Here is a 19,650-nt window from a genome sequence, read left to right as displayed (position 1 = left end):
TTAGTCCTCATGACTTGCGCCGTCTTTGCCTAATTCAGCTTTCATAAAAAAGCTGTTTTTACTGACGTAGTGCTCTCCGGAATTAATGCCTGATAACACTTCCACCCATTGGTCGTCTTTTTCGCCCAGAACGACTGGGGTTGCCTCAAAATAATCTCCTTGTTGGACAAAAATGACATCTTTTTCATCCATGTGCTGGATAGCTGACAAAAGTATGGCAACTGGGACTATTTTTTCTTTAATAGTAATTGAGGCATTCACATACATGCCTGGCAACCAAACTCGTGGCTCATTAGGAAGAACTGCTCGCGCTAACGTTGTCTGGCTGTCTTCAATGCCTAAAGGCGCAATGTAGGAAATAATGCTGGTGGATTTTGGTGTTCCTTCATCTCCTGTGACCGTCACTTCCATGCCTTGTTTGATTAATGGCGCTTCCTTTCGATACAAAGTAAAATCGGCCCAAACAGTAGCCAAATTAGCTACCTCATATATGGGTTTGCTGTTTTGTGCCAGCTCTCCATTGGTCGCATATTTTTGCACAATGGTGCCAGTCATCGGTGCATTTATGGTGTAGTTTTGTAAACTTTCGTTACTCTCAATCGTGACTAATATTTCCCCTTTAGTAACTTCATCCCCTAAATTTTTAGTCATTGATTTAATAATGCCTGTATAGCGTGCATAGATGGGGGCAAGCGTATCTCGATTGGGTGCAATCTTGCCAACGACTTTAAGTTGCGTTTTAATTGTTTGACTTTGAGCCTTAGCTGTTTCAATACCTGCAGCCTTAAGAATGGCTGGAACCATTTTAACGCGACCCTCATAAGTAGTATAATGCCAAGTATAGTGTTTATCCTGCAGTTCCAATTGAATATTCACCTCAAAAGAATGGGGTTCTTCAACCACTTCACTACTTTGTAAAAAATTTTCGATAGGAATAAAAGAAATGGTCTCCTTTTTATCACCAAATCGGGTTAATTGAACGGTTAACTGTACTTTGTTAGGTGCTATGGACTCACCATTCTTATACAAATAAGCGCGAAAATGGGGCGGCATGCCTCGTTCAAAAATTAAAAACTCAAGAGCTATATCGCCTTCTTTAAACAGACGACCTCCTTGCGGGCCTTTTTCCATTTCTTGATGAGGGTCATGCGACTCTTCATTTGCTGCCCATAAAGAAAGGGAGCTTAATCCCAATAACACAATCACAAGGGGTATGCAGTAAATGAATGACTTTAGAAATTTCATTGACTCTCCTTAGTAGGATGTAACCCTAAAAGCCCGACAAGCTGAATTAATGCTTTATGATAATCAGCATGCGCTTGTTGGTAATGCCGCTCTTCCTCATACAGCGAATTAAGTGCTGTGGATAATTCAATGTAGGTGTAACGTCCCATTTGGTAGCCATCCTGTGCCAATTTGATTGATTTGCGAGCTAAAGGTAATAACGAATCCGTCACCTGACGGGCCTCGTAGTGACTTTGCTCGGCTTTTAAAAAAGCAGCGTAGATATTTTGACGTACATCAAGCCGTGTGCCTTGAAGCTCATGCGCCGTTTGTGTGTATTGTGCTTCGGCAGTCATGATTTTTCCTTGGTTTCTATTGTAGACCGGCACTTCCGCAAAAGCAGATGCCACTGCGGCATTGCTGCCATCATCGGAAAAATGACGGCCTCCCAATTGAATGTTTAAATCCGGCCACACAGACTTTTTAACCGCAGTAATGGTTGCACGTTTTGCTTGTAATTGCTGTTGTAGTTGCACTAACTGCGGGCTTTGCGGTAATTTTTTGAGTAATTGAGTCCAGTTCAATGAAACATCCGGGAGCCCCTTATCCACCAACTGCCTATCAACTCTCAACCCATCACCTAATAAGCGCGCCAATTTTGCACGCTGAAATAAGGCATCCCGTTCTGCTTTATTTTCTTGAATACGCGCTTCACCCAATCGCGCCTGAGCCAATCGCAAGTCTAATTCAGCACCAGCGCCTGCCTTAACTCGACGCTCGATAGCGCTGACAATATCTTGGTTGAGGCGAATGAGTTTTTTGGTGACTTGATGCCATTGCCCGGCATAGAGTGCATCGACATAGGCTACGCCCACTGCCACATAAAGTATCGCTTTTTGTACCTGAATTTGCGCAAGAGAAGCTAAATAATCTGCATAGGTTGCTTTTTTCAAATACTGTAATCGATGCCCTAGTGGTATGGGTTGGGTTACCGAAGCAGTTGTTTCTGCGGCCTCATAACTCGAATAACTCCCAGAACCGCCAAAATTTTCTGCAGTTAAAGTCAATTGTGGGTTGGGGTAGAGACCGCTTTGAATAAAATACCCGCGCATGGCTTGTGCTTTATCTATTTCGGCTTGTAATTCGGGATTATTCTGATAAGCAATGTCCAATGCTTGTTTAAACGTAAAAGGAGTAGCCGCAAGCCCTTCGTTCATCACAAAGCTCATTGCACTACAAAGGACTGAATAAAGTAAATAGCGCATTCCCTACCTATCAAGTATTCCATACCAAACTGTATTGTTTCAGTGTACCTTGATTTTCGACTTGAATACATCCTACTACTAGAGAATTAAGAAAATTGCGCATTAAGACATCAAAAACGATAGAATAGATCTGAGTGACAGAACTTAAAAGCGTTAATGTGCAATCAGCATGGTGAAATAATGAAAGAGGTTGTGTGCCTTCGCAGGTCCCAAAAACTCTTTTCCAGCCAACACTTGGCTGAGCACCAATGGGCTGGCTTCAAGTATTTGGGCTAGTTCTTTAAAGCTCAATTCACTATAGGACAGAATATAATCAATCAAATATTTTTGAGTATCTTTCTTTAATCGAAACTTAACATCAATAACAGGTTCTGCTACCTCGATATAACATTCCATGTAACATCCTCGCTTATATTATTACGGCATAGTCCAGCCAAAAAATAGTAAACCATAGCCGTGATATCGATAAAATTAGTTTTTTTACATGGAAAAGATCAGAGGTAAAATGCAATTTTGATCTATTTGGTGTCAATTGTTATAGATTGATACTCCTTTTTATGCGGTTGTTATAGCCTCCGACAGCCCTGAGTCTGTTCTTTGCTCAATAACAGGTTTAATTCTTTTGGCGATCAAGTAAAGAAAAACTGCACCTAATAGTGCCCACATTCCAAGCTGGTTAAACACATGCTGGTAATCGCCATTAGATAGCAACGGATTTGTGGACTCTCCTTTGGTCATGGCATTGGAAAAGTAATGTGACAACGATGCTGATACGCCTGATACCATCATCCAAGTGCCCATGAGCACGCCTTGTAATTGTGGTGGGGAAATTCTGCCGATCATGGCGTAGCCTACTGGCCCTATCAGTAATTCCGCAATTGCCTGCGTAGTAAAATGGAGCATTAACCAATAAACACTAATATATCCATGCTCATTGGCAGTGAGGATACCACTGGATAACAAGAAGAAAGAACCTGCCAGTATCAAAAAGGCCCAAATAAATTGTTTGGTTACTGATACATTGTATCCTTTTGCTTGTAGTCGTGTCAGCACTATTGATAATAACGGGGCGCCGATTATGATGACGATGGCATTGATATTTAAAATCCATTGGGTTGCCATTTCATAATTGAACAGGTGTTTATCGACATTGTTTTTAATGAATAGGGTTACGCCCATTGGGCCTGTGAAGTAGATCATCCAGAATAAGATTGATGTTACCGTCAGAATTAGAAAAGTCATTATCTTTTGTTTATCTAAAGTCGATTTTTGTTGGTAGCCAAGGTATAAAATGACAAAAAACATAATAACACTGAGGCCTACTACGACTCCATTACTGAACTGGGCTTTATAAAAACAAAGTAAGGTGAATGGGATAAGAGATAATATAATTCCACATCCAATAGTTTTTTTGTAATTCAGCGAAGCTTTGCTTTTAACTTTGAGTAATGGGGTATCACAATCATTCAAGTTCGGCCAGTAACCCCACATAAGCAAAAGTGTGATTACATTTGGAATTATGCTGGCATAGAGCAGAGTTTGATATTGATTGGAGTAATCAAAAAAACCGCTAATGATGTAGCCAGCACAAAAGCCTACGTTCATGGCGGAATAGCTCAAGAAAAAAGCTTTATCTCTGCGGTTATCATTTGGTGCAAAGCGTTGTGTCAGTATGCTGTTGTATGCGGTAGTATTTAAACCACAACCAACCAGAAATAAACTGAGACCAACGTAAAGCAGCGACTCAACTGAAAGTGCCAAAAGTAAAATACCAATCGTTTGTATGGCCGTGGTAATCAAAAACAAGGCTCGGTTACTTAAAAATCGTCCTCCAACTACTCCACCGAGTAAATGTAGAACATAGTTAAATGCTAGAAATAATCCAACAATGCTGTTTGAAAGGGTATAAGATAATCCTAATTGTTTAGTGAGAAACAGCGATAATGAGGAATATAGAATTGCATATGAAAAGGTTGAAAAAGCCTGTATTAAATACAGGGGCATGATTCCTTTTGGCATTTTTTCTGATAACAACATAATTTTTCCCTAAAACCATTTTGGAAGGTGACTCTACCATTAAAAATGGATAAACTTAATCCCTTTCTGCAATTATCCTGATATTCAAGGGATGATAATTGATATTTAATTGCTGTATGGGTGTTTAGGAATGAACAAAATTACTAGAGTTTCATGGGATGAAGTTAAGCATCAAGTAAAACAAATCAACGAATCGATATATGGTGTCATTGAAGAAATTAAACCTGACAAAAAAATACCATTCTTTGTAGCTCGTTATAAATTTGGTGAGCATTTTGGTATTAAAAATCATGCTTATCTGCCAACCCGTAATGGTCAAATGGAAAAGATTGACAGTAATCACACCGATAATGAGTTATTCAATCATCTTGGCTATGGCAAAAATAGTTTACCTTTGGGCTTAATACTGGATAAGTTTTGCGAGTGGCATTATTTTGGTGAAGATGAGCGCATCTTTCCAGACTGTGTTCAAGGGCCTGGTGCAATTTTTAATATGCAGGTTATTTTTGATGAGGCTCAGACCGTAGATAACAATGTTCTGTCTGTTTCTTCTGGCGCACTTTCATCCTTTTTATTACCGAATATCGGTTGCAAAAGAAAACATGCTCGAATTCAGAAATATTTTAATGTTGCTGTTCCTGCTCCTAAATCTCCTTATGAACATTACCTGGTATTCAAAGAGATATTGAAGGATAACAATACTTTCGATAACTGGCATAGCGAGATTCTTTATTTTTCTGAGCAGTTTATCAATGAAGTTAAACATAATGATAAATGGCTTAAGCTGAAACTATACTTCTCGGAGTCGTTAAGGAAAAAGCTGACGCAAAATACTTACGATGCTTCTTGTAACGATTTATTCCTTAGTGCCAAGAGCATTAATCGATTCAGACCAACACCATTCATCATGGATACAGCAAAATACATTTTTAATATTTGCATGGGTTCAGGTATTGGTGTGAAGCCAGCCATTGATGAGCAATACTTTCCAGTCAAGACGATTCAGAAAATTTATAATGAATGTTATGACTTAGAATACACTGCGACAGTTATGGTTCCGTCAACCTTGAATGGTCAGTCTGATAGTGTTTATTATCCCTTACAGTGCCCCTTTGCTAAGATAAATACATTTAAAACAAATCAAAGTAACAGCGCTTATAGTGAACTGGAAATGTTAAAAAATGTGCTGTTGGCTTATCAGTCAGAATTTACTTCAGATAAGAGTTCAGCGTTTGGAAGTCCGCTTTACCATGTAAGCAAACAAACGGAATTTTCTTTTTTCCACTATAAATCCTTTAGTAATAAGAGCATTAATAGTTCTGGGGAATTAGAAAGTACAGATAACAGATTTGCTTTTTCTTATTGCAGTGATAAAACGCAATTTGCCAGCGATGCGAAGTTATTTAGAGGTTGCGTTAGATTAAGAAAACAATAAGGTATTTATCATTTCAGTATTAAATCATCAACAGTCAGGTTGAGCAGTCTCAAGTATTTATTGCTAATAGCCTTATTTTCGATTGGTGGAATATATACTGTTGTTATTGAAGAAATAACTGATTGATCCATATGACAGAGCTGAATCCACTCTATTCTAGGGGAGCAAGTGGGCAGGGAGGGTGCCTCATAAAGACAGATTGAATAATCTGCTTGATAATAATCGCTTAGATAATCTTTTAGAATTGATAGGTTGTTAGCTTTTTTCCCATCAGTTCTACCAAAGTTTGCTACTTGCCAAAGTATTAAATGCGCATGAATATCAATGCACCGTTCAAATAATACCAGCTCTGTAGCTTCAATTGAAAAACATCCCTGATCACCTGGATCAATTTCAAGATCACTAAACAAGCAGTCTTGGGCAGATACTGCAGGTAAAATAATGGCTTCACCACCATCTTTTTTAATTTGTCTCACGGCATTAAGTGCTGAGTCTGCAAACACGGTAGGGTGGCCGTAAAAAACAACACATAAAATTGAAACTTTCTTATATTCTTCAATGATATGATTTGTTAATGCCTGATAAGCTTCAATCCGTTTTTCGCTGCTAAAGTAGATAGAATCTAATGATTCTGAATTTTTCGCTTCTCGTTGAATCCATTGTTTTAAGTTATCTTCATTGATAAGGTAGACTACCTTGTCAGCATTTTGAATAACTCGTTTAGTTTCTTCGGTCAGATGGGAAATCGATTTAATTCCCGATCCTACTACTATAAGCTTATGCATTAATTTGTTTTATACTCACAATTTTATTGCTATCAGGCTGGTGCTGTCTTTGTATTAAAACTATTTTATTAGAATTAGCCTGGCTCTTTTTGTTTTGATTTATGTCTAACAATAAATCTTTTTGGCTGATCAAATACTCATTTCCTACTGCGTGTTCAAGTTTGTCCATTAAACTCATTTGATGTCACCTTATATTAAACTTTGATAGCCATTGTACAAATAAAATTCTTATAGGTATAGCCTAAAAAAATATTTGCAGTGATGTGCTCAATATGCTCTAATAACTACTCGAAACGAGTAGTTATGATTTGAGTGTTACAGGAGTTGAGAAGTCATGAGCAATATTCACTTAATCCCCCGATTAATTCGCTTAAGAGATGCACCTACCTATGTAGGAATGGATCGCCACAGATTTAATAAAGATGTCAGGCCAAACTTGGTTGAAATTCCAATGGGAATTCAGGGAATTGCATTTGATCGACTTGATTTAGACGCATGGGTCGACGATTATATACAGTGTAGTGGTCGTCCTGCGGTAACCAAGCAAAGGAGTTTGGAACAATGGGACGAAAAAAATCGCCGGGTCTCTTCAAAAGAGGTGACTATTGGCACATCGATAAGGCAGTCTTTGGATGCAGAATTCGAGAAAGCACTGGTACGGGCAACCTCGAAGAAGCAGAAAAATACTTTGCAAAACGTATCGAAGAAATAAGGCAAGCGAGTGTGTTTGGGGTAAGACCCAAGCGTACGTTTATGGAAGCAGCCATTAAATTTTTGGACGAAAACCAACATAAGCGAAGCATTGATTCTGATGCTGGGCGTTTACGTGTTCTGGTTCAGTATATTGGTAAAATGCCTTTAGATTCGATTCATATGGGTACTTTACAGCCGTTTATTGAAGGGCGACGTCAGGATCAGGTTAAAACAAGAACGATTAATCATGGTCTAAAAATAGTGCGTCGTATCTGTAATCTGGCTGCAACTGAGTGGATTGATGAATTTGGACTAACTTGGTTGCTGAATGCACCCAAAATTAAATTATTGCAAGAAGATGATTTGCGTAAGCCTTATCCGTTAAGTTGGGATGAACAACACAGGCTTTTTACTGAGTTACCATCGCATTTAGAGCAAATGGCGCTATTTGCGGTGAATACTGGATGTAGAGAGAGTGAAGTGTGTCACTTACAATGGGATTGGGAAATTAAGATCCCTCAATTGCCATACTTAATGGTGTTCATCATCCCTCCTGAAATGGTTAAAAATGGTGAAGAGCGCTTGGTAGTCTGTAATCAAACGGCAAAATCGGTAGTTGATAGCCAAAGAGGGAAACATAAGCAGTTTGTGTTTACCTTTAAAGGCAATCCGATTACCCGTATAAATAATACAGGCTGGAAAGAAGCTCGCAAGAAAGCTGGTTTGGAGTTTGTACGAGTTCACGATCTAAAACATACCTTTGGTAGGAGATTAAGATCTGTCGGAGTGAGTTTTGAAGACAGGCAAGATCTGCTGGGACATCGTTCAGGTCGTATTACAACGCATTACTCATCAGCTGAATTGCAGAATCTATATGAAGCTGGAAACAAGGTTTGCGAAAAGCAACAAAGTGGGGTGGTTCTCACATTGCTTCGTAATCCAAATAATAGAAAAGAAAAAGATACATCTCACGGACGTAAGGCAGTTAGTTTATGAGTTTGTGTCTACTGTGCCCCACAAAATCCCCACAATGGTTTTTGAGGGGTTGGGATGGTAAATTGTAACTTATTGATTTTACTGGCTTTAATTGGTGGGCCCACTAGGACTTGAACCTAGGACCAACGGATTATGAGTCCGCTGCTCTGACCAACTGAGCTATGGGCCCGGAGAGGGGGTCATTTTAAACTTAATTTATTTAATGTTCTACTGTTTTTTGCATTTTTTAATGGCTGTTTTTAAAAACAGCCATTAAATTAACTTTCATCTCCTTCAAGGAAGCTTCTCAGCTTTTCAGAACGTGAAGGATGGCGTAATTTGCGGAGTGCTTTTGCTTCGATTTGGCGGATACGCTCGCGGGTTACGTCAAATTGCTTGCCGACTTCTTCCAGTGTATGGTCTGTGTTCATTTCGATACCAAAACGCATACGCAGAACTTTGGCTTCGCGTGGGGTCAGGGTTTCCAGTATCTCTAGAGTAGCTTCCCTTAAACCTTCTGCTGTAGCCATATCGATTGGTGAGTCGATGTTGTTGTCTTCAATGAAGTCACCTAAATGAGAGTCGTCGTCGTCACCAACAGGGGTTTCCATGGAAATGGGCTCTTTGGCAATCTTCAGAACCTTGCGAATTTTATCTTCGCTTAATTCCATTTTTTCAGCCAATTCTTCAGGAGTGGCTTCACGACCAGTTTCCTGCAGAATCTGGCGGGAAATACGATTGAGCTTGTTGATGGTTTCAATCATATGCACTGGAATACGGATAGTGCGAGCCTGATCGGCAATGGATCGCGTAATGGCCTGTCTAATCCACCAGGTGGCATAAGTTGAGAATTTGTAACCGCGACGATATTCAAATTTATCAACCGCTTTCATTAAGCCGATGTTGCCTTCCTGGATTAAATCAAGGAACTGAAGGCCACGATTGGTGTATTTTTTGGCAATAGAAATCACCAGACGTAAATTGGCTTCGACCATTTCTTTTTTGGCGCGTCTTGCTTTTGCTTCACCGATAGACATCTTACGGTTAATGTCTTTAATCTCGCTGATGGTTAATCCATATTCAATTTCAAAAGAAGCCAGTTTCGATTGCAAGCGTAATATTTCCTCACGGTTTTCTTCTATACGCTCAAGGTCAAGCTTTTTGGCATGTTTGCTAATGATGGTTTCTAACCAGCTCTGGTCGGTTTCCTGGCCTGGGAAGGTGTCTATGAATAACTTTCTTGGGATGCGTGCTTTCTCTATACAAAGTCGCATAATGCTGCGCTCAAATTCTCTGATATGGTTACGCAACTGGCGGAAATGGCGAGTTAGTTTATCGACTTGTCTGGAAGTCAATTTAAGTTTCAGGAACGAATCCGACATGACATCCAGTAATTCAATTGTTTTTTTATTCGTACGGCCGTGCTCTTTCAGGGCAGACATAGCTTTGACGAAATTTTCACGTAATTCATCAAAATAAATTTTTGCCTGCTCGGGATTGGGGCCGTCATCCACATCAGTGATGCCTCCCTCGCCGTCTTCATCTTCTTCATCCACATCGAGAAGAATGTCTTCCTGCTGATCTTCATCCAGCATAGAACCAATGGTGGTGGCGGGTGCTATTTCTTCATCCACATCAGCAAAACCACTAATGATCTCATTAAGACGAATTTCTTCGGCAGTGAAACGATCATAGTCCTCAAGAACTAATTGAACTGTTTCAGGATAATGTGCCAAGGACTTCAGGACCTGGTAAATTCCTTCTTCAATGCGCTTGGCAATGCGGATTTCGCCTTCGCGAGTCAGTAGTTCTACTGTACCCATTTCGCGCATGTACATGCGAACCGGGTCAGTCGTCCTGCCTGTTTCTTTGTCCACAGAGGCGAGAACCATGGCTGCTTCTTCAATATCTGGTACTTCTTCAGTATTTAATAAGAGCGCCAGTTCATCTTCGCTAGGTGGTAACTCGAAGACTTTGATGTTCATGCCTTCCAGCATGCTGATGATTACATCAAAATGCTCGGTATCCACAATGTTAGGTAATAAGTCATTAATTTGACTGTAAGTCAAATAACCTTGTTCTTTACCCAGGCTAATGACTTTCGTAATTTGTGAGCTTTGCTGATCTTGGTCATTCATGGTCATAGGCACTTCTGTTGGAACAATGGGAAATTACAAAAAGTCTTAAATTATAAACCGGGTAGCAGCAACATACCAGTAGTTCGGGTTTTTTATTTTTCAATTTCAGCTTGGGCATGTCTTTCCTTTAGCAAATTTTGTAAGCTTACTCGTTCAGCTTCTGTTAAACCATGTTGTCGAGATTTTTCCAAGTATTGTCGTATTAATATCTCACGATTCTGTTTTTGTAAAAATAATAAAATATCAATAAATTCTTTAATAAGCTCCTGCTCTGGCACTTGATGATCCCATGCCGCTAATTTAATAATAGACTCAAAATAACTGCTATTGCGCCAGGTTTCAATCAGTGAGGCTGTATTGGCGTTAGGGTTTAAAGCCAATTGTTGCAGTAATTTTAATAAAATATGATGCTCCTGATCATTGAGCAGATCTGGACTAATTTGCTGTGCAGCAACAGTATAAATTTCCGGATTTTGCAAGAGCAGGGCAATCGCGATGCGTACCGGTGATCGAGAAATTGTCGTTTGTTTCTCTGGTGTGCTTTCAGCCTGATCCGTAATCAAATTATTGAGTCGATGATTTTCAATATGAGTTAAGCGGGCCAAATCATCAATGAGCAACTGTTTATATGATCCTTCAACCATTTTTTGCAAATAGGGTTTCACCGCATTGATCAATTGTGTTTTCCCTGCGGGATTTAATAGATTAATGTCTTTGCCCATGGTGTCAAAGAAAAATCGATGCAATGGCGTTGCTTGCTTCAAGAGCGCCATGAAGTTGTCTTTTCCTTCATTTCTTACCAGGCTGTCCGGATCGTGTTCATCAGGTAAGAAAATAAACCCGGCATCTAATCCGGCATTTAAATGAGGTAAACTGCTTTCCAATGCTCGCCAGGCGGCTTGTCTGCCTGCGGCATCACCGTCAAAACAAAAAATGAGATGCTTGGTATGTTTTGACAGTAATTGAATATGGTATGTGCTGGTAGCTGTTCCCAAGGTTGCCACGGCATTAAAAATACCATGCTGTGCCAGTGCGATGACATCCATATATCCTTCAACAACGATGATACTGTCTGGATTTTTTTGTTGAGAGAGGATTTGGTGTAAACCATATAATTCCCGACTTTTTTGAAAAAGCACTGTCTCAGGCGAGTTAAGGTATTTGGGTTTTTGATCTTTATCGAGTACACGACCACCAAAACCGATCACGCGACCGTTTCTGTCATGGATAGGGAACATAATGCGATTACGGTATCTGTCATAAATCTTACCGTCATCACTTTTAATCAACATGCCTGTCGTGAGTAGCTCAAGTTGATTGTTAGGGAAAGCTTTTTCCAGGTTATGCCAGCCCTCGGGTGCGTATCCTAATTGATATAACCTGGCAATCTCTCCACTGAGACCTCTGTTGCGAAGGTAGTCGATTGCTACTTGTCCATTGTGTTTTAATTTTTTCTGGTAATACTGACTGACTTCCGTCATAAGTTTATACAGATTGAGAGACGATTTGTTTTTCTCACCTGTGCCGTCGCGTGGAATAGTTAAACCGAGGCGAGTGGCAAGGGTTTCAACGGCATCTGTAAATCCTTGATTCAGGTAATTCATCACAAAACTAATGGCATTACCTGAAGCACCGCAGCCGAAGCAATGATAAAATTGCTTTTTCGCAACCACATTAAATGAAGGGGTTTTTTCATTATGAAAAGGGCAGCAGGCAATAAAGCTGTTGCCCCTTTTTTTCAAAGGAACATAGCTGTCTATTAATTCCACCAAATCAGTTCGGTGCAATAGCTCATCAATGAATGGCTGTGGGATTAAGCCAGACATCCCGGTTCTCAGCTTAATTTAGCCTTTATCATGGCGCTAACCTGCCCCATATCAGCCCTTCCTTGTAATTTTGGTTTCAGGATAGCCATCACTTTGCCCATATCCGCCATTTTTTCAGCACCGGTAGACATAATTGCTTCGCTGACTAATTCTTCAATTTCACCACCTGTTAAAGGCTCAGGGAGGTATTTGGAAATAACATCAAGCTCGTATTGTTCCTGGGCAACCAAGTCGTCCCTGTTTGCTTTTTCAAATTGAGCAATAGATTCTTTTCGTTGTTTTGACATTTTGTCTAAAATGACTAGCATTCGCTCATCATTGACTTCGATGCGTTCGTCTACTTCAATTTGTTTTATAGCAGCAGTGATTAAACGTAGGGTGCTGAGCAAGTTTTTGTCTTTAGCACGCATTGCGTCTTTAATGTCATTATTGAGTTGTTCTTTTATAGTCATTTTTAATTCCTTAAAAAACAAAAGGTCACATACAATGTGACCTTAGGTGTAATATAGGACGAGCTGCGATTTACTACCGAAACTGCCGTGAAGGCCAATTTCAAATAAAAACATACTTCAAATAGACAGTTGTTCTCTAAAACATGGCACTCTATACGTGCCTTATTCAAACTTGCTTACAGTCAATTTTGAAAGAAAGTAGATTAAGTAGTACTTTTTTTACGTCGATGACCAACGCCTCGTCTTGAAGTAACATCACGAGATATTTTTTTCAGATGGCGTTTTACTGCAGCAGCTTGCTTGCGCTTACGCTCTGCGGTTGGTTTTTCATAAAATTCACGACGGCGTAATTCGGTTAAAATACCGGCTTTTTCACAAGATCGTTTGAAACGTCGTAGTGCATATTCTGGGTTCTCGCCTTCTTTTACACGAACGGTAGGCATTAAACTAGTCCTCTGGTTATTTAATCTTAATAGGTGGGCAATTCTAGTGCTAGATTTCCCACTCGTCAAGATTAATCTATATGTTTCTTGATATTTTAGCAAATTTTCAAACCAAATATTCTTGAAATTCGTGTCAGTTATGGGTAAACAATATACTGTTGTTCAGTTCTGTTTGGACTCTGATATCTAATTTTGTCATCCCTAGTGCCAGCGAGAGATTTTTATGTTTTGGTTCAATGCCATTTTGAGGAGGTCCCTCGCTTGGGTTCGGAATGGATGTCAATTAGGGAGTTCTGTTACTTATGATATAATTTGAAAATGGTTAAAATTCATTTCAGTTATTGAGGTTGTTCATGCTTGTATTGGGTATCGAGTCGTCCTGTGATGAAACAGGTGTTGCTGTATATGATTCAGAATCAGGATTATTGTCTCATGCCTTGCATTCACAAATTGCTACTCACCGTGTGCATGGTGGAGTAGTTCCTGAGTTGGCCTCAAGAGATCATGTCAATTACCTGGTGCCCTTGGTTGATGAGGTGCTAAATAAAGCACAAATTCAAAAAAAACAACTGGATGGTATTGCTTACACTTCAGGTCCTGGATTAATTGGTGCTCTGTTAGTTGGCTCCTGTTTTGCTAAAAGCCTGGCTTATGCATTAAGGATTCCTGCATTGGCAGTTCATCATTTGGAGGCTCATCTATTAGCCGCCAAAATGGAAACCCCATCACTGGAATTTCCTTTTACAGCACTGCTGGTTTCAGGTGGTCATTGTCAATTAATAGAAGTGACCAATATTGGAGAGTATGAGTTACTAGGTGATACCCTGGATGATGCTGTAGGAGAAGCATTTGATAAAACTGCCAAGCTAATGGGAATTCCCTATCCCGGCGGAGCAGTTTTAGCGGATTTGGCTGATCAATGCCCATCAACACCTTATCAGTTTCCTCGTCCCATGACCGATAGACCAGGCCTGGATTTTAGTTTCAGTGGTTTAAAAACATACGCCTTAAACACCTGGAATCAAAGTGCAAAAATGGAAAATGATCGTTCAGAAATTGCAAAAGCCTTTCAACAAGCAGTAGTTGAAACCTTAATCATAAAATGCAAAAGAGCGATCAAAGAATCCTCGTCGAAACGTCTGGTGGTAGCCGGTGGGGTAGGGGCCAACAAGGCTTTGCGTATGGCACTACAAAAATGGATCAAAGAGATTAAAGGAGAAGTGTATTTTCCAGCCCTTGAATATTGTACTGACAATGGTGCCATGGTTGCTTATGCGGGATGTCTCAGGATGATGCGGGGAGAGAGGGATTTGGGGTGGGGGGTTGTAGTCAAACCTCGATGGCCCCTCGCTTGAACGGCCATCTTTGGCGCATCTTGCCTGATCGTTACCCTAAAAAAATGCTCATGTACTAATGCGTACACTGCGCTTTTTTTAGGGTAACGATCAGACAACCTGCACTCAAATATGGCCGTTCAAGGTAAGCCGTCTTTGGTGCATCCTGATAAGATAAACATTCTAAAAAATGCTCATGTACTAATGCTTACACTGCGCTTTTTTTAGGGTAACGATCGGACAACCTGCACTCAAATATGGCCGTTCAATGTAAGCCGTCTTTGGTGCATCCTGGTAAGATAATCATTCTAAAAAATGCTCATGTACTAATGCGTACACTGCGCTTTTTTTAGGGTAACGATCGGGCAACCTGCACTCAAATATGGCCGTTCAAGGTAAGCCGCCTTTGGTGCATCCTGGTAAGATAATCATTCTAAAAAAATGCTCATGTACTAATGCGTACACTGCGCTTTTTTTAGGGTAACGATCGGACAACCTGCACTCAAATATGTCCGTTCAATGTAAGCCGTCTTTGGTGCATCCTGGTAAGATAATCATTCTAAAAAAATGCTCATGTACTAATGCGTACACTGTGCTTTTTTTAGGGTAACGATCGGGCAACCTGCACTCAAATATGGCCGTTCAAGGTTAAATTGTCTTTAGCGTGTCTTGTTGTCACTTGAATTACTATTATTTTGTTCTAATATATTACAATATGTTTATATATTATCATTAAACTCGTGTATAAATTTCTTTTAGTCACATGGATTACACTACTGTTTTTAACTCAAGTGGTTTTTGCGACTCCACATTATTTGGAGACTGATGAAATAAAAAATATGATTTCGGGAAGAGCGATGACTTTTTTCGGTAATTACGGTCCTGTTAAATTCACTGGGGCGGCTAAATGGGGGAGCAATGGTACTATCATAGGTTATACGAACTATCTGGGTAAAAAAAGGAAGTGGAAGGGTACCTGGTATGTGAAAAATAACCAATATTGCCGTACGCTGTCCGGAGAGGGTAAAACCGACTTCAAATGTCATCGAGTACAAAAAATCAATAGTCATACTATCCTGTTTATCAAGCCTGATGGTTCGGTCAGTAGTACAACTATACTTCATTAGGATCACACAGTTTGTTAGTAAGCCGTGAAATATTCATTATGATGGATAGAGTTTAAAATATTTTATTACCACGTTGGACAAAAACTTTCAAATCGGTGATATCCGGTAAAGGCCGATTAATTGAAGGATAAGAACAAGGATGGCTTCTCGACATATTTTTATTGCGAATAATAGTCAATGCGTCGATCAAAGCATCCATACTTAGTAAGCGCAAATCACGTAATAAACGATCCAGACTTCTTTCCGTAATTTCATAGCGATGAGTTGTGATAATGTGGCCAGTGTCTATCCCATCATCGACAAAATGAACGGTAATGCCTGTTTCATTATGTCCATCCGCCAAAGCCCAGAAAATAGATGCTCTTCCACGGTGTTCGGGTTTTATGCCAGTATGGACATTGATACAACCAAATCGGGCTAAATCTCGTAATGGTTTATGAAACAGAGAATTAACGCCAACTGCAATGAGTATGTCGGGGTTGTGACGTTTGACCTCTTCAAGAATTTCATGAGCATTGATGTCTTTTATTCTCTTTTTTACTGGTATGCCCTGTTCGAGAAATACGGAGGAGACCTTTTTAGAGTGTTTAAAACGTCCAGTAATGAAACGCAACAATGCCCTAATAAAAACTACTGGCCCAAATACTTTAAATACATCACGAATTTTGATTCGTCTTGTTGATGTGCGTTTCGTGTGAAAATAATTTAAAATTATGGCCAACGTGATGTCGTACCCATCAAGCTTTTGGGAAAAAAAATACCGAAACGCTTCCGCAAGATAGAACGGTTCGTCTTCGGTAATAATGATGATCTTGAGTTTCTCATTCATATCTTGTTTATTTATCGCATCACTATATTGGTGTCTCCCAGCCAAGCTACTTTTTTCGCCTGCTTTTTAAAATTCTTTTCGCAAAAAATGGCGGAAGAATTGGAGTTGTTAGGCATCATAATCTGGTGAGATCCAAATTAAAAAATTAATGCATATTCCGAAACATGGTCTATCTCATAGTCTAGTTGCGCAGATAACAAAATCAAGAATTTCTCCTCTTCATTTCAAAGAGCAATTGAACCAGTTCATAGGATGCACTTTTTTGACCCGTTATTTTCGGTACTTTATTGAAAAAATAAACGTTGGTATTTCTTCTTACAAAAGCCAGATGAAAATTTAAAATTGTGTGGGTTTTAACAGGATCGCAATATTTGGTAAACGTTTAAGTTTCATAATACCAACTGGAAAAACAAAATAATGCGATCCGATGCGGTAATTTTAATCATTTCTTGTTTTGACGTGCCATCGACAGAATCCAAATATGTGCATTTCCTTCTTACTCTTTTTCTTTGGCTGCTTTAGGTTTGGTTTTGGGTTTGGTTGATTTTGGTTTTTTAACAACTTCTTCTGATTTGGTTGCCTTTTTTACAGGATTAACTTTTTTGGCCTTTTTTTCCTCTTGGATAGTTGTCTCAACAACTTCCTTGCCAGGGTGTTCCAATTCTTCGGAAGTGGCCGGTGAGGCTTCCATTATTTCTTCTATGACACTGTGTTTGAATTTGATTTTTGGTTCATTACCATCCACTAAACGGGTAAAATTGTCTTTGTGTTTATAGAGAACCAGAATTGTGATGATGAATAAGGGAGGAAATATATTGAGATTTCCTATCAGGATTAGTGCGTAAAATGGAGCCAAAGACATGGAAGCTATTGACGCTAATGAGGAATAACGCCAGAGATTCACTACCAATAGCCAGGTGGCAGCTACCATGATTCCAATAACAAAGTGAAATGCTAACAAAGCCCCTATCGCTGTGGCGACACCTTTCCCACCTTTAAAGTCAAAGAATACGGGGTACATATGTCCAACAACTGCTGCCAAAGCAGTAAAGGCGATGGTTACAGGTGTGGCATTTAAATATTTGGCCAGTAATACAGGGAGTATTCCTTTTACGACATCAAATACCATGACTAAGATACCGTATTGTTTACCTCCCAGACGAAGTACGTTAGTGGCCCCTGGGTTTTTGGAACCCTCTGCTCTTGGATCAGGCAGCCCAAACATACGGCACACTATGATAGCTGAGTTAATGGAACCCATTAAATAACCAACTAATACAAGAAATATAAATAATAGTGCTGCCACCGAATGCTCCTTTTACGGGAATAATTTTTATTATCAAATAATCTTAATTTTCAAGCAACTTTATGATAGAAAAAGTGCTTGGGCAAGTTCAATCTACCCAGGCAAAATAATAAAATTCATTTGAAGTTATTTCAATTTAATTCATTTATTATTAGTGAAATGAGTTTTCAAATTGCCTTTTCTATATAAATTTGAGGCATAGTAGGTATATTGTGATCTAGAAGATTTGCCTATATCGCAAAAAAACTTACCTTCCATGTCATTTCAATTATTTGAGATCGTTTCAAAAATAGAGTAACAATTGTTACTATGATGTATTGTATGTTTTATTATTAATGCTTTTCATTATAAGGGAATTTTATTAAAGATATGGATGCCATTCATCAACTTTCCGCAACAGAAATTATTCGTCGTATTCATGTGAAAGAGCTCTCTGCTGAAGAAGTCATGTTGGCTCATTTAGATCGTATAGACAAAGCTAATCCTGTAATCAATGCGCTTACAGAGCGTGTTGACCCAGAGGAATGCTTAAGACAGGCAAAAGAAGTGGATAAAACTATTGCCTCGAAAAAAACTTTGAAGAAGCTGGCCGGCTTACCTGTTGCGATAAAGGATGCATTGTACGTGAAGGGATTAATTTGCTCTTCAGCATGCTCAGGATTTTACAACGGAGAAAGAGCGGTTCGTGATGCGACATTAGTTGCGCGATTAAAAGCACAAGGTGCTATTATTCTCGGTTTAACCAATGTTCCAGAATTATGCAGGGGTGGGGATTCAGATAATCTAATTTATGGGCGAACCAATAATCCTTATGATCTGACAAGAACCAGTGGGGGAAGTAGTGGTGGCTCCGCTGCTTTGGTTGCGGCAGGAGGCATTCCATTTGCCATAGGCTCAGATGGTGGTGGCAGTCTTGTTCAACCCGCTCATTGTTGTGGGGTCGTTGCTCTAAAACCCACTCATGGCCATCTTCCCCATACTGGAACAATTGGAGGGGATTTGTATGGCCTTATTGGAGCATTAATCAGCTTCGGACCAATGGCGCGCTTTGTCAGAGACCTGCATTTAGGTCTGAGTGTGCTTGCTGGACCTGATCAATCTGATCCTTATACAAACCCGGTTCCGATTAAACCCGCTGCTCCCCTTAAAAAATTACGTGTAGCCTATTTTACTGAAAATGGGTTTACTCCGGTTGACCGTGAGATACAAGAGGTTGTTAAAGAAGCTGCTTTGGCTTTGCAAGATGATGTAGCTATCGTGATGGAAAGACGTCCTGATTGTGTCAGTAACGCGTTTAATTGGCATTGGGATCTTTTTCTGGGTGGTGACCGAGGCAAAGGATTCAAAACGATGTTATCAGAGTTAGGCGTTCAGACTGTATCGTGGGAATTACAGGAATTCTTGCGTCAAGCAGAGCAATGTCACTTTTCTGTAACCCAATTGCATGAACGTATGCGTGAAATTGATCTATTTCGCATGGACTTGCTTTCATTTATGCAGGATTGGGATGTATTAATCAGCCCGGTTTTTCCAAAAGTGGCAAAACCCCATGGGATTGGGATTAAAGAAATCAGTGATTTTTCTTATGCGATGACACATAACCTGAGTGGATTTCCAACAGTCAGCGTAAGGTGTGGGACTGCAACTAATGGGCTACCTATTAATGTACTTGTAGCGGCCAATCGTTGGAAAGATGCCACTGCACTGGTTGTTGCTGAACGACTTGAGCAATTATTGGGTGGCTATAAACCACCTCCTGTGGTTTAAGTTTCTTTGAGGAA

18 protein-coding genes and 1 tRNA gene are annotated in these 19,650 nt (G+C 39.7%); 6 read left to right on the top strand and 13 right to left on the bottom strand.

The features are described from left to right. The 4 genes from ACZ5EK_RS12095 to ACZ5EK_RS12080 form a co-directional block, all read right to left on the bottom strand. Nucleotides 1-1,245, bottom strand: a complete 1,245-nt coding sequence (locus ACZ5EK_RS12095; RefSeq protein ID WP_464429862.1) for an efflux RND transporter periplasmic adaptor subunit — start codon at nucleotides 1,243-1,245, stop codon at nucleotides 1-3. Beyond that, on the bottom strand, nucleotides 1,242-2,489 hold the full coding sequence (locus ACZ5EK_RS12090) for a TolC family protein (protein ID WP_464429860.1): 1,248 nt from the start codon (nucleotides 2,487-2,489) through the stop codon (nucleotides 1,242-1,244). Before ACZ5EK_RS12090 ends, ACZ5EK_RS12095 begins: the two co-directional genes overlap by 4 nt. Before the next feature lie 153 nt (nucleotides 2,490-2,642). Next, nucleotides 2,643-2,885: a hypothetical protein gene (locus ACZ5EK_RS12085; protein WP_464429858.1), complete on the bottom strand. Its 243-nt coding sequence runs from the start codon at nucleotides 2,883-2,885 to the stop codon at nucleotides 2,643-2,645. Between the two features lie 159 nt (nucleotides 2,886-3,044). Next, nucleotides 3,045-4,526, bottom strand: a complete 1,482-nt coding sequence (locus ACZ5EK_RS12080; protein ID WP_464429856.1) for a peptide MFS transporter — start codon at nucleotides 4,524-4,526, stop codon at nucleotides 3,045-3,047. Nucleotides 4,527-4,656: 130 nt separating this feature from the next. Here ACZ5EK_RS12080 and ACZ5EK_RS12075 point away from each other — a divergent pair, with 130 nt between their 5' ends. Further along, entirely contained in the window at nucleotides 4,657-5,961 is a 1,305-nt protein-coding gene (locus ACZ5EK_RS12075) for a hypothetical protein (protein ID WP_464429854.1), read from the top strand. Between the two features lie 8 nt (nucleotides 5,962-5,969). Here the strand turns inward: ACZ5EK_RS12075 and ACZ5EK_RS12070 are convergent, their stop codons facing one another. Beyond that, complete coding sequence (locus ACZ5EK_RS12070) at nucleotides 5,970-6,746, bottom strand: SAM-dependent methyltransferase (protein ID WP_464429852.1); 777 nt, start codon at nucleotides 6,744-6,746, stop codon at nucleotides 5,970-5,972. Then, a complete protein-coding gene (locus ACZ5EK_RS12065) occupies nucleotides 6,739-6,924 on the bottom strand; it encodes a hypothetical protein (protein WP_464429850.1) in 186 nt (61 codons plus the stop codon). Before ACZ5EK_RS12065 ends, ACZ5EK_RS12070 begins: the two co-directional genes overlap by 8 nt. A 156-nt stretch (nucleotides 6,925-7,080) precedes the next feature. Here ACZ5EK_RS12065 and ACZ5EK_RS12060 point away from each other — a divergent pair, with 156 nt between their 5' ends. Then, nucleotides 7,081-7,458, top strand: a complete 378-nt coding sequence (locus ACZ5EK_RS12060; RefSeq protein ID WP_464429848.1) for a hypothetical protein — start codon at nucleotides 7,081-7,083, stop codon at nucleotides 7,456-7,458. A gap of 11 nt (nucleotides 7,459-7,469) precedes the next feature. Further along, nucleotides 7,470-8,435, top strand: coding sequence for a tyrosine-type recombinase/integrase (locus ACZ5EK_RS12055; protein WP_464429847.1), 966 nt, complete (start codon nucleotides 7,470-7,472; stop codon nucleotides 8,433-8,435). A gap of 92 nt (nucleotides 8,436-8,527) precedes the next feature. Here the strand turns inward: ACZ5EK_RS12055 and ACZ5EK_RS12050 are convergent. The 5 genes from ACZ5EK_RS12050 to rpsU form a co-directional block, all read right to left on the bottom strand. Continuing rightward, nucleotides 8,528-8,604 (bottom strand) — tRNA-Ile (locus ACZ5EK_RS12050). 88 nt (nucleotides 8,605-8,692) lie between these two features. After that, the gene (rpoD, locus tag ACZ5EK_RS12045; protein WP_464429845.1) at nucleotides 8,693-10,558 is read right to left on the bottom strand and encodes an RNA polymerase sigma factor RpoD; all 1,866 of its coding nucleotides are present in this window, start codon (nucleotides 10,556-10,558) and stop codon (nucleotides 8,693-8,695) included. An 86-nt stretch (nucleotides 10,559-10,644) separates the two neighbouring features. Next, nucleotides 10,645-12,378, bottom strand: a complete 1,734-nt coding sequence (gene dnaG / locus ACZ5EK_RS12040) for a DNA primase (protein WP_464429844.1) — start codon at nucleotides 12,376-12,378, stop codon at nucleotides 10,645-10,647. 8 nt (nucleotides 12,379-12,386) lie between these two features. After that, nucleotides 12,387-12,830: a GatB/YqeY domain-containing protein gene (locus tag ACZ5EK_RS12035; protein WP_464429843.1), complete on the bottom strand. Its 444-nt coding sequence runs from the start codon at nucleotides 12,828-12,830 to the stop codon at nucleotides 12,387-12,389. A gap of 203 nt (nucleotides 12,831-13,033) precedes the next feature. Continuing rightward, complete coding sequence (rpsU, locus tag ACZ5EK_RS12030; RefSeq protein WP_464424816.1) at nucleotides 13,034-13,273, bottom strand: 30S ribosomal protein S21; 240 nt, start codon at nucleotides 13,271-13,273, stop codon at nucleotides 13,034-13,036. 353 nt (nucleotides 13,274-13,626) lie between these two features. On the opposite strand from rpsU, the gene tsaD reads away from it, so the two are divergent. Then, nucleotides 13,627-14,628, top strand: a complete 1,002-nt coding sequence (gene tsaD, locus ACZ5EK_RS12025; RefSeq protein ID WP_464424815.1) for a tRNA (adenosine(37)-N6)-threonylcarbamoyltransferase complex transferase subunit TsaD — start codon at nucleotides 13,627-13,629, stop codon at nucleotides 14,626-14,628. A gap of 719 nt (nucleotides 14,629-15,347) precedes the next feature. Continuing rightward, a complete protein-coding gene (locus ACZ5EK_RS12020; RefSeq protein WP_464429841.1) occupies nucleotides 15,348-15,734 on the top strand; it encodes a hypothetical protein in 387 nt (128 codons plus the stop codon). 52 nt (nucleotides 15,735-15,786) lie between these two features. Here ACZ5EK_RS12020 and ACZ5EK_RS12015 read toward each other — a convergent pair whose 3' ends face one another. After that, nucleotides 15,787-16,563: a formyltransferase family protein gene (locus ACZ5EK_RS12015; protein ID WP_464429840.1), complete on the bottom strand. Its 777-nt coding sequence runs from the start codon at nucleotides 16,561-16,563 to the stop codon at nucleotides 15,787-15,789. 496 nt (nucleotides 16,564-17,059) lie between these two features. Next, nucleotides 17,060-17,869 (bottom strand): glycerol-3-phosphate 1-O-acyltransferase PlsY, encoded by an 810-nt coding sequence (plsY, locus tag ACZ5EK_RS12010; RefSeq protein WP_464429839.1) that lies wholly within the window; start codon nucleotides 17,867-17,869, stop codon nucleotides 17,060-17,062. Nucleotides 17,870-18,238: 369 nt separating this feature from the next. Here plsY and ACZ5EK_RS12005 point away from each other — a divergent pair, with 369 nt between their 5' ends. Next, on the top strand, nucleotides 18,239-19,636 hold the full coding sequence (locus ACZ5EK_RS12005; protein ID WP_464429837.1) for an amidase: 1,398 nt from the start codon (nucleotides 18,239-18,241) through the stop codon (nucleotides 19,634-19,636). Nucleotides 19,637-19,650: the final 14 nt, after the last annotated feature.

This window comes from Legionella sp. JM-2024, assembly GCF_055389095.1.
This window is presented reverse-complemented; position numbering and strand designations above follow the sequence as displayed.

What these genes read in the sequence shown, in the direction of transcription:
- ACZ5EK_RS12095 (WP_464429862.1), bottom strand. Translation starts at nt 1,245, where the DNA reads ATGAAATTTCTAAAGTCATTCATTTACTGCATACCCCTTGTGATTGTG.
- ACZ5EK_RS12090 (WP_464429860.1), bottom strand. Translation starts at nt 2,489, where the DNA reads ATGCGCTATTTACTTTATTCAGTCCTTTGTAGTGCAATGAGCTTTGTG.
- ACZ5EK_RS12085 (WP_464429858.1), bottom strand. Translation starts at nt 2,885, where the DNA reads ATGGAATGTTATATCGAGGTAGCAGAACCTGTTATTGATGTTAAGTTT.
- ACZ5EK_RS12080 (WP_464429856.1), bottom strand. Translation starts at nt 4,526, where the DNA reads ATGTTGTTATCAGAAAAAATGCCAAAAGGAATCATGCCCCTGTATTTA.
- ACZ5EK_RS12075 (WP_464429854.1), top strand. Translation starts at nt 4,657, where the DNA reads ATGAACAAAATTACTAGAGTTTCATGGGATGAAGTTAAGCATCAAGTA.
- ACZ5EK_RS12070 (WP_464429852.1), bottom strand. Translation starts at nt 6,746, where the DNA reads ATGCATAAGCTTATAGTAGTAGGATCGGGAATTAAATCGATTTCCCAT.
- ACZ5EK_RS12065 (WP_464429850.1), bottom strand. Translation starts at nt 6,924, where the DNA reads ATGAGTTTAATGGACAAACTTGAACACGCAGTAGGAAATGAGTATTTG.
- ACZ5EK_RS12060 (WP_464429848.1), top strand. Translation starts at nt 7,081, where the DNA reads ATGAGCAATATTCACTTAATCCCCCGATTAATTCGCTTAAGAGATGCA.
- rpoD (WP_464429845.1), bottom strand. Translation starts at nt 10,558, where the DNA reads ATGACCATGAATGACCAAGATCAGCAAAGCTCACAAATTACGAAAGTC.
- dnaG (WP_464429844.1), bottom strand. Translation starts at nt 12,378, where the DNA reads ATGTCTGGCTTAATCCCACAGCCATTCATTGATGAGCTATTGCACCGA.
- ACZ5EK_RS12035 (WP_464429843.1), bottom strand. Translation starts at nt 12,830, where the DNA reads ATGACTATAAAAGAACAACTCAATAATGACATTAAAGACGCAATGCGT.
- rpsU (WP_464424816.1), bottom strand. Translation starts at nt 13,273, where the DNA reads ATGCCTACCGTTCGTGTAAAAGAAGGCGAGAACCCAGAATATGCACTA.
- tsaD (WP_464424815.1), top strand. Translation starts at nt 13,627, where the DNA reads ATGCTTGTATTGGGTATCGAGTCGTCCTGTGATGAAACAGGTGTTGCT.
- ACZ5EK_RS12015 (WP_464429840.1), bottom strand. Translation starts at nt 16,563, where the DNA reads ATGAATGAGAAACTCAAGATCATCATTATTACCGAAGACGAACCGTTC.
- ACZ5EK_RS12005 (WP_464429837.1), top strand. Translation starts at nt 18,239, where the DNA reads ATGGATGCCATTCATCAACTTTCCGCAACAGAAATTATTCGTCGTATT.